The organism is Gordonia mangrovi, assembly GCF_024734075.1.
In the GTDB taxonomy this organism is placed as follows: Bacteria; Actinomycetota; Actinomycetes; order Mycobacteriales; family Mycobacteriaceae; genus Gordonia; species Gordonia mangrovi.
In genome coordinates this window covers 3,487,605-3,500,325 of the sequence record NZ_CP102850.1, presented here as the reverse complement: position 1 = coordinate 3,500,325, position 12,721 = coordinate 3,487,605, and the positions used below count along the sequence as shown (strand labels likewise).

The 12,721-nt window shown below is 68.6% G+C and carries 11 protein-coding genes; 10 read left to right on the top strand and 1 reads right to left on the bottom strand.

Annotated elements, in window-relative coordinates:
- Window position 1 precedes the first annotated feature (1 nt).
- The 10 genes from NWF22_RS15835 to NWF22_RS15790 all read left to right on the top strand — a co-directional run bounded on the left by NWF22_RS15835 (window position 2) and on the right by NWF22_RS15790 (window position 12,472).
- Window positions 2-1,168 carry an acyl-CoA dehydrogenase family protein gene (locus tag NWF22_RS15835; protein WP_160903459.1) on the top strand — a complete coding sequence of 389 codons (1,167 nt, stop codon included), beginning with the start codon at window positions 2-4 and terminating at the stop codon, window positions 1,166-1,168.
- A 4-nt stretch (window positions 1,169-1,172) separates the two neighbouring features.
- Complete coding sequence (locus NWF22_RS15830) at window positions 1,173-2,138, top strand: acyl-CoA dehydrogenase family protein (protein WP_160903460.1); 966 nt, start codon at window positions 1,173-1,175, stop codon at window positions 2,136-2,138.
- Between the two features lie 2 nt (window positions 2,139-2,140).
- Window positions 2,141-3,235 (top strand): acyl-CoA dehydrogenase family protein, encoded by a 1,095-nt coding sequence (locus NWF22_RS15825; RefSeq protein WP_160903708.1) that lies wholly within the window; start codon window positions 2,141-2,143, stop codon window positions 3,233-3,235.
- 188 nt (window positions 3,236-3,423) lie between these two features.
- On the top strand, window positions 3,424-3,774 hold the full coding sequence (locus tag NWF22_RS15820; protein ID WP_258321167.1) for an L-rhamnose mutarotase: 351 nt from the start codon (window positions 3,424-3,426) through the stop codon (window positions 3,772-3,774).
- A 78-nt stretch (window positions 3,775-3,852) separates the two neighbouring features.
- The gene (locus NWF22_RS15815; RefSeq protein WP_160903461.1) at window positions 3,853-5,208 is read left to right on the top strand and encodes an MFS transporter; all 1,356 of its coding nucleotides are present in this window, start codon (window positions 3,853-3,855) and stop codon (window positions 5,206-5,208) included.
- A 111-nt stretch (window positions 5,209-5,319) separates the two neighbouring features.
- A complete protein-coding gene (gene rhaI, locus NWF22_RS15810) occupies window positions 5,320-6,480 on the top strand; it encodes an L-rhamnose isomerase (protein WP_160903462.1) in 1,161 nt (386 codons plus the stop codon).
- Window positions 6,481-6,515: 35 nt separating this feature from the next.
- The gene (locus NWF22_RS15805) at window positions 6,516-8,552 is read left to right on the top strand and encodes a bifunctional aldolase/short-chain dehydrogenase (RefSeq protein WP_160903463.1); all 2,037 of its coding nucleotides are present in this window, start codon (window positions 6,516-6,518) and stop codon (window positions 8,550-8,552) included.
- Complete coding sequence (locus tag NWF22_RS15800) at window positions 8,549-10,036, top strand: rhamnulokinase (protein ID WP_160903464.1); 1,488 nt, start codon at window positions 8,549-8,551, stop codon at window positions 10,034-10,036. Before NWF22_RS15805 ends, NWF22_RS15800 begins: the two co-directional genes overlap by 4 nt.
- Window positions 10,037-10,056: 20 nt before the next feature.
- Window positions 10,057-11,292, top strand: coding sequence for an alpha-hydroxy acid oxidase (locus tag NWF22_RS15795; protein WP_160903710.1), 1,236 nt, complete (start codon window positions 10,057-10,059; stop codon window positions 11,290-11,292).
- 160 nt (window positions 11,293-11,452) lie between these two features.
- Window positions 11,453-12,472 carry a LacI family DNA-binding transcriptional regulator gene (locus NWF22_RS15790; RefSeq protein ID WP_160903465.1) on the top strand — a complete coding sequence of 340 codons (1,020 nt, stop codon included), beginning with the start codon at window positions 11,453-11,455 and terminating at the stop codon, window positions 12,470-12,472.
- Window positions 12,473-12,494: 22 nt separating this feature from the next.
- Here the strand turns inward: NWF22_RS15790 and NWF22_RS15785 are convergent, their stop codons facing one another.
- A complete protein-coding gene (locus NWF22_RS15785; RefSeq protein ID WP_160903466.1) occupies window positions 12,495-12,698 on the bottom strand; it encodes a hypothetical protein in 204 nt (67 codons plus the stop codon).
- Between the last annotated feature and the right edge of the window lie 23 nt (window positions 12,699-12,721).

Genomic DNA, 12,721 nt, shown 5'->3' with positions numbered 1-12,721 from the left:
CATGGATCTCTTCTTCGACGAGGCCGCCGAGCGGTTCCGCGCCGAGGTGCGTGGGTGGCTCGGCGAGCATGTCCCCGCCGAGCCGCTGCCCTCGATGGACACCGCCGAGGGGTTCGAGGCGCACCGCGAGTGGGAGCGAACGATGGCCGCCGACCGGATGTCGGTGGTGAGTTGGCCCGAAGAGTTCGGCGGCCGCGACGTGCCGTTGCTGCACTGGGTGATCTTCGAGGAGGAGTACTACCGCGCCGGCGCGCCCGGACGGGTCAGCCAGAACGGGATCTTCCTGCTCGCGCCCACCTTGTTCGAGCACGCACATCCCGATCAGCTCGCCCGCATCATGCCCCGCATGGCCCGCGCCGACGACATCTGGGGTCAGGCGTGGAGCGAGCCGGAGGCCGGCAGCGACCTCGCGTCCCTGCGGTCCACCGCGACGCGCACCGAGGGCGGTTGGCTGCTGAACGGCCAGAAGACGTGGAGTTCCCGATCGAGCTTCGCCGACCGGGCCTTCGGACTGTTCCGCACCGACCGTGCGGCACAGCGGCACAAGGGATTGACCTACTTCATGTTCGACCTGCGCAGCGACGGCGTCACCGTCCGCCCGATCGCGCAGCTCGACGGCGAGCCGGGATTCGCCGAACTGTTCCTCGAGGATGTCTTCGTCCCCGACGATCCGGCCACCCCGGGAGACAGCGGTGTGATCGGCGCCGTCGACAACGGCTGGAAAGTGGCGATGAGCACCGCCGCCAACGAGCGCGGCCTGTCGCTACGGTCCCCCGGCAGGTTTCTGGCCACCACCGATCGGCTCACCGACCTGTGGCAGCGCAACCACGAGGGCCTGCATCCGACCGCGAATGTCGATGCGCGCGTGGCCGATGCGTGGATCGGCGCACGGGCGTACGAATTGTCGACCTACCAGACCGTCAGCCGACTGGCCGCCGGCGGTCAACTCGGCATGGAATCGTCGATCAACAAGGTCTTCTGGTCCCAGTGGGACATCGCCACCCACGAGACGGCACTCGACCTGCAGGGCGTGGACGCCGAGATCGACGACACCTGGATGGACGGCTACCTGTTCTCGCTGTCGGGCCCGATCTATGCCGGTACCAATGAGATCCAGCGCAACGTGATCGCGGAACGGCTGTTGGGCCTGCCGCGCGGGGACCGGTGACATCATGGACTTCCTCCTCTCCGACGTCCACGACGACCTCGCGTCGACGGTCGACGCGCTGCTGACCAAGGCCGACATCCCGGCGCGCGCCCGCGCCTGGAGCCACGGGGATCACCGGCCGGTCATGGAAGTGATCGCGGCCCTGGCCGACACCGGCGTCAACGGACTCCTCATCGACGAATCCTGTGGTGGCGCGTCGGCCGGCGCGATCGAGATGACCGTCGCGATGGAGCAGATCGGCCGGCACGCACTGCCGGGGCCGATCGTGGAGACCGTCGCGGTGTTGCCTGTGCTGTTCCACACCGCGGGGGTCACCGGCGAGCGGGTGAGCGCACTCGCGGAGGGCGCCCTGGCCACCTGCGCGATCCCGCCCACCGCTCCCCTGGCACCGCTCGCCGAGGCGTCCTACCTCGTGCGGGATGGCGTGCTGAGCACGGCGACCGCCGGTGATCGGGTCGCCACCGTCGACCCCACCCGCATTCTGGCCGAACTCAGCCCCGGCGAGGTGTTGGCCGACGCCGTCGCAGTCGACGACGCCGTGGACATCGGCACCTTGGCCACCGCCGCTCAACTGCTGGGCATGGCCGGTGCGATGCTGACCCTGGCCGCCGATTATGCGCAGGCGCGCAATCAGTTCGGCCGGTCGATCGGGTCGTTCCAGGCGGTCAAACATCACCTCGCGGACGTCGCGATCGCAGTCGAGATGGCCCGACCGTTGGTGTACGCCGCCGCGCTCGGCATCGACGGACTGGTGCCGGAGGGCACCGATGTGCGGCGCGACGTCGCCGCCGCGAAGGTGGCCGCAGGCGATGCCGCCTACCTGGCATCTCGTCGCGCGCTGCAGGTGTTGGGCGCCATCGGATACACCACTGAACACGACCTGTCGCTGTATCTCACCAAGACCCGGGCGCTGCTCACCGCCTGGGGCACCCCCGCCGATCTGCGCCGACGAATTCTGGAGTCACTGTGACCGTGACCGCTGACACCGCGACCATCTCCGCCGACGAACGTGCGGCACTGGCCGACGCCATCCGGGAACTGGTCGGCCGGCGTGCGGATTCGACCAGTGCCCGGGCGGCCATGCGGCTGACGCCGCGCATGGATCGCACCCTGTGGTCTACGCTGTGCACCGAGATCGGCGCCGCGTCGCTACCGATTCCGGAGGAGTACGGCGGTGGCGGCGCCGCATTCAGCGAAACCGGGGCGGTCCTCGAGGAATTCGGACGAGCGTTGACCCCGGTGCCGATCCTCGCCACCGCGGTCGCCACCGCGGCCATCCTGCTCGCCGACGACGAATCGACGAGTCGAGACCTGCTGCCCGGTATTGCGTCCGGCGAGTGCGTCGCCACCGTCTGCTGGGCCGGCCGGCACGGCTGGTCCACTCCCGGGGTGACGGCCGATGCCGGGCTGCTGTCGGGCACCGCCGATTACGTCCTCGATGGCGAATCGGCGGACCTGTTCGTGGTACTCGCCGGCGACGTCGACAGGGTCACTCTGCATGCCGTCGAGTCGAACACCGACGGTGTCACCGTGACGCCGCTACCGGTCGTCGACCCGAGCAGACCATTGTCGCGGGTGACCTTCGACGAGGCGCCGGCCCGATCGATCCCGGCCGGGCCCGATCTGGCCGGCCGCCTGCGCGCACTGGCGTGGGCGCTGCTGTCGGCCGAACAGGTCGGGGGAACTGCGGCCGCACTCGACCTCACCGTCGAATACACCAAGTCCCGCAAGCAATTCGGGCGAATCATCGGGTCTTTCCAAGCACTCAAACACCGCATGGCCGACATGTATGCGCTCGTCGAGAGTTCCCGCTCGATCTCACGCGCTGCCGTCGCGGCCGTCACCGCCGGCACCCCCGACGCCGAGGATCTGGCCGCGGCCGCCCATGTCCACTGTTCCGAGGCATTTCAGGCGGTGGCGGGCGAGGGTATCCAACTGCACGGCGGCATCGGGATCACCGCCGAACACGACATCTCGCTGTTCTTCAAACGCGCTCACGGCAGCGCGCAGTTGTTCGGCCAACCGCACGAAGTCGTCGCGGAACTGGGTGCGCGCATCCTGCCCTGAGACCGGCACCGCCCGCCTGATGGGCCCTCGATCTCCCAGCCGACCCGGGCGTGACGCACCACCCACCTTGACGGAGACACAAGCGGTGCCCTACTGTAGTCGCCATCACATTTTGAAACGTTTCAAAAAGCGCAGATGTGCCACGGCGGATCGCCCGCCGGCCGGAACGACGATCAAGGAGGTGGGCTGTGCCCGAGCGCCAACGCGTCTGCTTCGTGATGCATCTCAAGCCCGAGCGCGTGGAGGACTACCTCGAGGCGCACACCACCGTCTGGCCCGAGATGCTCGACGCCCTGGGCGAGGCCGGCTGGAACAACTACTCGCTGTTTCTACGCCGCGACGACGGAATGATCGTCGGTTACCTCGAGACCGAAGACTTCGCCAGAGCCACGGCGGCGATGGAGGCCACCGACGTCAACGCTCGCTGGCAGGCGCAGATGTCGCAGTACTTCCTGCCCGCGAACACCGCCGACTGCGCCGCCGGCGCCAACCCGGACACCGTACGCAGCGAACTGCTCGAGTACTTCCACCTCGACTGATCGGAGCACCTCCATCCCCGACCCGGCTTGACCTCATCGACCCCACCCTCTCTACTGAGATCGACGCAAGGAAGCACCATGAAAGTAGGAGCGCGCTCCACCACCGGCTGGCGGGCGACCATCTCGGTCGCCATGTCGAACTACATCGAGGCCGGTTCCATCATCGCCATCGCCACCAGCCTGGCGTTCTGGCAGGACGAGTTCGGCATCAGCAACTTCGCCGTCGGGCTGCTCGCGGCCCTGAGCGCGAACGCCTTCGGTGCGGCCATCGGCGCCGCGATCGGCGGCCCGTTGTGCGACCGCTTCGGCCGCAAGAAGATCTACACCTACGATCTGCTCGTCTACATGGCGGGCGTGCTGCTCGCGGCGTTCGCGGTCAACTACTCGATGCTGCTGGCGGCCTTCATCATCACCGGCATCGCGGTCGGGGCCGGAGTGCCGGCATCCTGGACCTACATCGCCGAAGAGGCCCCATCAGTGGAACGCGCGAAGCACGTCGGTACCGCGCAGCTCGCCTGGTCGGTGGGCCCGCTCATCGGCTTCGCGCTGGCCGCGGCGCTCGCGCCCCTCGGACTGCTCGGTTCGCGCCTGATCTTCCTGCACCTGTTCGTGGTCGCCGCGGTGGTCTGGTGGATTCGCCAGGGTCTTGCCGAATCGAAGATCTGGAAGGACGAGGCCGCGCGCGAGCCGCAGGAGATCGAATCCGCGGTCGGCGCCCGTGGCGTCAAGGGATTGTTCTCCCGCAAGGTCAACATCACCGCACTGCTGCTGCTCGGCGGCATCTACCTCTTCTGGAACACCGTGGCCGGCCAGGCGGGCATCTTCATGCCGCGGGTCTACGAGACCGCGGGGCTCGAGAGCGAGGTGCAGCAGAACCTGCTGCAGGTGCTCGTGTGGGGCTGCACCGTGCTGGCCACCTACTTCGGCTTCATGCGCTACGCCGACCGCGTCTCACAGCGCGGCCTCTACGTCTTCGGCGCCGCCCTCGGCATCGTCGGCTGGCTCGTCCTGGTCCTGTTCACCGACAGCGGCATCGCCACCATGCTGATCTTCGCCGTCCTGTGGGGCATCTCGTCCGGCATCGGCGCCCAGGCCTTCTACAGCCTGTGGGCCAGCGAACTGTTCGCCACCCCGTACCGGGCCAGCGCGCAGGGCATCATGTTCTTCGCCGTCCGCGCCGCCACCGGCCTGCTCAGCTACTTCTTCCCGACGATGCTGGCCGCGACCGGCCTGCCGGCGGTCGGCGCTCTGCTCGTCGGCCTGCTGACCGTCGCATTGGTCATCGGGGCCATCTGGGCACCGAAGACCCAGGGCAAGACGCTGCAGGAGATCGAGGTCGAGCGCTACGGTGTGCCGATGTCACCCGACCTCGTCGAGCAGTCACCGACGGTGCGGGCCACCGAGGACGTCGTCGCCGAGCCGGCCGGCCGCTGACTCGCCCGACCGGCGCCTACCGCTCTCGATTGAAACGTTTCACACTTCCCCGCCGCCGGTGCATCTCCTCCCCCGACGCCGGCGGCGGGGACTCCACAGAAGGACCTCCTCATGACCACCTTTGACGAGACGATTCTCGACAACCTCGAGATCGAGCTCCCTTCCTGGGCGTTCGGCAACTCCGGCACCCGTTTCAAGGTGTTCGGCACCCCGGGCACGCCCCGCACCATCCACGAGAAGATCGCCGACGCCGCGAAGGTCAACGAACTGACCGGTCTGGCACCCTCGGTTGCACTGCACATCCCGTGGGACACCGTCGACGACTACCGTGTGCTGGGGTCCTACGCCGCCGATCTCGGCGTCCGGCTGGGCACCATCAACTCCAACACCTTTCAGGACGACGACTACAAGTTCGGCAGTCTCACCCACACCGACAAGACGGTGCGGCAGAAGGCCATCGACCACCACCTCGCCTGCATCGACGTGATGGGTCAGACCGGTTCGCGCGATCTGAAGATCTGGCTCGCCGACGGCACCAACTACCCCGGTCAGGGCGATATCCGCGGCCGTCAGGACCGGCTCGCCGAATCGCTGGCCACCATCTACCAGCACATCGGCGACGATCAGCGGCTCGTGCTGGAGTACAAGTTCTTCGAGCCCGCGACCTACGTGACCGACGTCCCCGACTGGGGCACCTCGTATGCCCACGCCAGCGCGCTCGGCGAACGGGCGATGGTCTGCCTCGACACCGGCCACCACGCGCCGGGCACCAACATCGAGTTCATCGTCGCCCAGCTGCTGCGCCTCGGCAAGCTCGGTTCCTTCGACTTCAACTCCCGCTTCTACGCCGACGACGACCTCATCGTCGGCGCCGCGGACCCGTTCCAACTGTTCCGCATCCTGTTCGAGGTGGTGCGCGGCGGTGGCCTGGACACCGGATCCCCGGTCGCGCTGATGCTCGATCAATGCCACAACGTCGAGGAGAAGATTCCCGGCCAGATCCGCTCGGTGCTCAATGTGCAGGAGATGACCGCACGTGCACTGCTCGTGGACACCGACGCCCTGACCGCCGCCCAGGAGGCCGGCGATGTGCTGGGCGCCAACGCCATCATGATGGACGCCTTCTACACCGACGTCCGCCCGATGCTCGCGCAGCGCCGCGAATCCCGCGGTCTGCCGGCCGATCCGATGGCCGCCTTCGCCACCTCCGGCTACGCCGAGCGCATCGCCGACGAGCGCGTGGGGGGCACCCAGTCCTCCTGGGGCGCCTGACCTTCCGACCCACAACTCGAGGAGTAAACGAACTCATGACGAACCCCGCTGTCGCCGATCTCATCGCGCGGTCCAACCGCCTCGGCGCCGATCCGAAGAACACCAATTACGCCGGCGGCAACACGTCGGCCAAGGGCACCGACACCGACCCGGTCACCGGCGAGAACGTCGACCTGCTGTGGGTCAAAGGCTCTGGCGGCGACCTCGGCACGCTCACCGAGAAGGGCCTCGCCGTCCTGCGGCTGGACCGGATGCGCGCGCTCGTCGACGTGTACCCCGGTCTCGACCGCGAGGACGAGATGGTGGCCGCCTTCGACTACTGCCTGCACGGCAAGGGCGGTGCCGCGCCCTCCATCGATACCGCCATGCACGGCCTCGTCGACGCCGCACACGTCGACCATCTGCACCCCGATTCCGGTATCGCCATCGCCACCGCCGCCGACGGTGAGGCGTTGACCCGCAAGATCTTCGACGACCGCGTCGTCTGGGTGCCGTGGCGTCGCCCCGGCTTCCAACTGGGCCTCGACATCTCCGCGATCAAACAGGCCAACCCGCAGGCCATCGGCTGCATCCTCGGTGGTCACGGCATCACCGCCTGGGGTGACACCTCCGCGGAGGCCGAGGCGAACTCACTGGAGATCATCGAGTCCGCCGAACGCTACATCGCCGCCAACGGCCGCCCGCAGCCGTTCGGCACGCAGCTCGACGGCTACGGTGCGCTGGCCGCCGACGAACGGCGCGCGAAGGCCGCTGCGCTGGCGCCGTTCATCCGTGGTCTCGCCTCGGTGGACCGGCCGCAGGTCGGTCACTTCACCGACGTCGACCCGGTGCTGGATTTCCTCGCCGCATCCGAACATCCGCGTTTGGCCGAACTCGGCACCAGCTGCCCCGACCACTTCCTGCGCACCAAGGTCAAGCCGCTGGTGCTCGACCTGCCCGCATCGGCGACGGTCGACGAGTGCAAAGAGCGACTGACTGCGCTGCACGAGCGCTACCGCGCCGACTACGCGGCCTACTACGAGCGCCACGCCACCGCCGACAGCCCGGCGATGCGCGGCGCCGACCCGGCCATCGTGCTGGTCCCCGGCGTCGGCATGTTCAGCTTCGGCAAGGACAAGCAGACCGCACGCGTGGCCGGCGAGTTCTACCTCAACGCCATCAACGTGATGCGTGGCGCCGAGGCCGTGTCCACCTACGCCCCCATCGACGAGTCGGAGAAGTTCCGCATCGAATACTGGGCGCTGGAAGAGGCCAAGCTCGCCCGGATGCCCAAGCCCAAGCCGCTGGCGACCCGCATCGCACTGGTGACCGGCGCGGCCTCGGGGATCGGCAAGGCCATCGCGCAACGACTCGCTGCCGAGGGTGCCTGCGTCGTCATCGCCGACCTCGACGCCGCGAAGGCGCAGACCGCCGCCGAGGAGATCGGCAGCACCGACGTCGCGATCGGAGTGGCCGCCGACGTCACCGACGAAGCCGCCGTGCAGGCCGCGATCGATGCCACCGTGCTCGCCTTCGGCGGCATCGACCTGGTGGTCAACAACGCCGGGCTGTCACTGTCGAAGTCGTTGCTCGACACCACCGCCGCCGACTGGGACCTGCAACACAACGTGATGGCCCGCGGTTCGTTCCTGGTGTCCAAGGCCGCCGCCCGCGCCCTGATCGACCAGCAGCTCGGCGGCGACATCCTCTACATCTCGTCGAAGAACTCGGTGTTCGCCGGACCCAACAACATCGCCTACTCGGCGACCAAGGCCGACCAGGCGCATCAGGTGCGATTGCTGGCCGCCGAGCTCGGTGAGCACGGCGTCAAGGTCAACGGCATCAACCCGGACGGCGTGGTGCGTGGCTCGGGCATCTTCGCCGGCGGTTGGGGCGCCCAGCGCGCCGCCGTGTACGGCGTCGAGGAGAAGGATCTCGGCAAGTTCTACGCCCAGCGCACCCTGCTCAAGCGGGAGGTGCTGCCGGAGAACATCGCCAACGCCGCGTTCGCGCTGTGCACCTCGGACTTCTCCCACACCACCGGTCTGCACGTGCCCGTCGACGCGGGCGTTGCGGCCGCGTTCCTACGATGAGCCGCTCCACTCGGTCGGCCCAGGTCGCCGCCATCGACCTGGGCGCGACCAGCGGGCGCGTCATGCTCGCCGACATCTCGCGTGGCAGGCTCGAACTCGAGCAGGTGGCCCGGTTCGGCAACGATCCCGTGCACATCTGGAACGGCCGACGTTCCGCGCTGCACTGGGACGTCCCCGGGCTGTTCCGCGAGGCGTGCGCCGGACTCGCCGAGGCCGGCCGGCGCGCCGACGATCTGGTCGGCGTCGGCATCGACTCGTGGGCCGTCGACTACGCGCTGCTGCGCGACGGTCGGATGCTCGGGTTGCCGCATCACTACCGCGATGCGCGCACGGCCGCCGGCGTGGAGGCGGTCCACGCCGAACTCGGGCCGGCGGACCTGTACGTGCGCAACGGGCTGCAGTTCCTGCCGTTCACCACCGTGTACCAGTTGGCCGCCGAGAAGCGGGACGGTCTGCTCGATCACGCCGACAGCGCGCTCCTCATCCCCGATCTCCTCGCCTATTGGCTCACCGGCCGTCGCGGCACCGAACGCACCAACGCCTCGACGACCGGGCTGCTCGGCATCAATGGGCAGTGGGACACCGCGATGATGGAGCGCCTGGATCTGCCGGTCGGCCTCTTTCCCGAGATCGTGGAGACCGGAAGCGATCTGGGGCCGCTGCTGCCCGACGTCGTCGAGCGACTCGGGCTGACCGGGGCCCCGCACGTCACCGCCGTCGCATCCCATGACACCGCGTCCGCCGTCGCGGCCATTCCGATGGACCCGTCGTCGGCGGCCTATATCTCCTGCGGCACCTGGGGCCTCGTCGGTGTGGAGCTCGAATCGCCGAATGTGTCCCGCGCGGGCTGGAAGGCCAACTTCACCAACGAGGTCGGCGCCGACGGACGAATCCGCTATCTGCACAACGTGATGGGCCTCTGGCTGCTCAGCGAGACAGTGCGCCAGTATCAGCGCGACGGCTACCGGGCGGATCTGTCCGAACTGCTCGCCCAAGCCGCGGAGGTCACCCCGACGTTCGACGTCTTCGACACCGACGACGCCCGGTTCCTTCCGCCCGGCGACATGCCCGGCCGTATCCGCGACTGGTACACCGAACGCGGAATGCCACCGCCGCTGACCCGCCCGGAGATGGTGCGCGCCATCGTGGAGAGCCTGGCCGCGGCGTTCGCCGACACCGTCCGCCAGGCAGCCGAGCTCACCGGAAAGGACGTGCGGACCGTTCATCTCGTCGGTGGCGGGTCGCAGAACCGGTTGCTGTGCCAGCTCACCGCCGACCGCCTCGGTCTGTCGGTGCTGGCCGGCCCCGTCGAGGCGACCGCGCTGGGCAACGTACTGATCACCGCGCGCGCCTACGAACTGATCGACGGCGACCTGGAGTCGATGCGCGGCATCGTCGCCGACCGGTTCCCGCCGCAACACTACGTACCCCGCAGTACCCACGCGTCGCCGCGACGTGCCACGGTCGGGGCAGGAAAGGCATGACCATGCAGCGCACCACTTCCATGCAGCGCCGAATCCCCAAGGTGGCAGACCTCGCACCGCTGATGCAGTTCAAGAAGCCGCAGTTCGACGCCAAGAAGCGTCGGCTGGACGCCGCGCTGACCATCGAGGACCTCCGCGTCATCGCCAAGCGCCGCACCCCCAAGGCGGCCTTCGACTACACCGACGGTTCCGCCGAGGCCGAACTGTCCATCGAGCGGGCCCGCCGGGCGTTCTCCGACATCGAGTTCCACCCGGCGATCCTGCGTGACGTGTCGAAGGTCGACACGTCGTGCACGATTCTCGGCGGACGATCGGAGCTGCCCTTCGGCATCGCGCCGACCGGCTTCACCCGCATGATGCAGACCGAGGGCGAGTACGCGGGCGCACGCGCGGCCGGCCGGGCCGGCATCCCGTTCTCGTTGTCGACGATGGGCACCGCCTCCATCGAGGATGTCAAGAACGCCAATCCGTCCGGCCGCAACTGGTTTCAGCTGTACATGTGGAAGGACCGCGAGCGCTCGATGGCGCTGGTCGACCGCGCGGCGCAAGCCGGCTATGACACACTGCTGGTGACCGTCGACGTGCCGGTCGCCGGAGCCCGCCTGCGCGACAACCGCAACGGCATGTCGATCCCGCCGGCGCTGACCGCCAAGACCGTCGTCAACGCCCTGCCACGCCCGCAATGGTGGATCGACTTCCTCACCACCGAACCCCTGGCCTTCGCGTCGCTGGACCGCTGGTCGGGCACCGTCGCCGAACTGTTGGACACCATGTTCGACCCCACCGTCACCTTCGACGATCTGGCCTGGATCAAGAGTCAGTGGCCGGGCAAGCTGGTGGTCAAGGGGATTCAGACCGTCGACGACGCGAAAGCCGTCACCGACCTCGGGGCCGACGGCATCGTGCTGTCCAATCACGGTGGGCGCCAACTCGACCGGGCGCCAATCCCGTTCCACCTGCTGCCCGACGTGGCGCGCCAGGTGGGCGGCGACACCGAAGTCATGCTCGACACCGGCATCTCCTCCGGCGCCGACATCGTCGCCTCCATCGCCCTGGGCGCCCGGTTCACGCTCGTCGGCCGGGCCTACCTCTACGGGCTGATGGCCGGCGGCGAGGCCGGGGTGGATCGGATGATCGAGATCCTCTCCGAACAGATCTCGCGCACCATGCGCCTGCTCGGCGTGGCCTCGCTGGACGAGCTCACCCCGGCCCACGTCACGCAGCTCGAGAGGCTCGTCCCCCGCACCCGGTCCTGACACCCGCGAGTGATACTTCGGCCCCGCGGGAGAGATCCGGCTCGCGGGGCGGGAGGGTCGCTCGTGGTACCCCCGCCGGCAGCCCTCATCGTCTGGCGGCCATAAGGCACATCGGGTGGGCCTACCATCCGAGCGGCCCCGGATCTGGTGAGATGAACCCATGGGTGTGAGCATGCGAGACGTCGCCGCCGCCGCATCGGTGTCGGTGGGCACGGTGTCGAACGTGCTCAATGCGCCCGACAAGGTCTCTCCGGCAACCGTGGCGCGGGTGCAGGCGGCGATCGAGAATCTCGGATTCGTCCGCAACGACGCAGCGCGCCAACTCCGGGCCGGCCGCTCGCGATGCGTCGGTCTGGTGGTCCTCGACGTCGGCAACCCGTTCTTCACCGACATCGCCCGGGCAGCCGAGCGTGCGGGCGGCGAACACGACCTCACGGTGCTGCTCGGCACCTCGGATGAGGATGTGACCCGCGAGACGGCCTACATCGACGCGTTCGACGAACAACGGGTATTCGGCCTGATGGTCTCACCCATCGGTGACGACCTCGAGCGGCTCGACGCGCTGCGGCGACGCGGCATGCCGATCGTGCTGGTCGACCGGGACGCGAGCGGCTCCCCGTTCGACTCGGTGGCCGTCGACGACATCGCCGGTGGACACCTGGCTGCCGGCCATTTGTGCGGCCTCGGCCACCGCCGGATCGCCTATGTCGGTGGGCCGCCCGCACTGCGGCAGGTCGCCGACCGTCGCCGTGGTGCCGAGGACGCGATCGCGGCGGTCCCCGACGCCACCCTGGAGGTCATCGAGACACCGTCGCTGAGCGTGCTGGCCGGACGCGAGGTCGGTGACCGACTACAGCGTCGACGCCCCACCGACCGACCCGACGCGGTGTTCTGCGCCAACGATCTGGTGGCGATGGGTGTGCTGCAGTCCTTCACGATGCTCGGCGGCACCGTCCGGGTCCCCGACGACATTGCCCTCATCGGCTACGACGACATCGACTTCGCGCGTTCGGCAGTGGTCCCGTTGTCGTCGATCAGGCAGCCGACGCGACGCATCGGTTCGACCGCGGTGGAACTGCTGGTGGCGGCGGCCGCGGATTCACCCCAACGGCACACCCCGAACAACCCGGTGTTCCAACCCGAACTCGTTGCGCGGGCATCCACGCTCGGCGCGCCGTGACGGTCCACCTCGCCTTGACGGCTCACCTCATCGTCCCGCGTTCCCGGGTCAGCCCCAGTCTGGGCAGCACCCGGTCTGTCGGGTCAGCGAGGAACAGCAGAAGCAGCGGCCACACACTGATGTCGGGAACGACGATCGCGATCACCAGCGCGACGACGAGCAACAGGAGGGTGGCCAATCCCGAACGATGCGTGAGCCATTCGTCGGTGTCCGCACCCGGCTCCATCAGTTCCGGGTACCGTGCGCCGT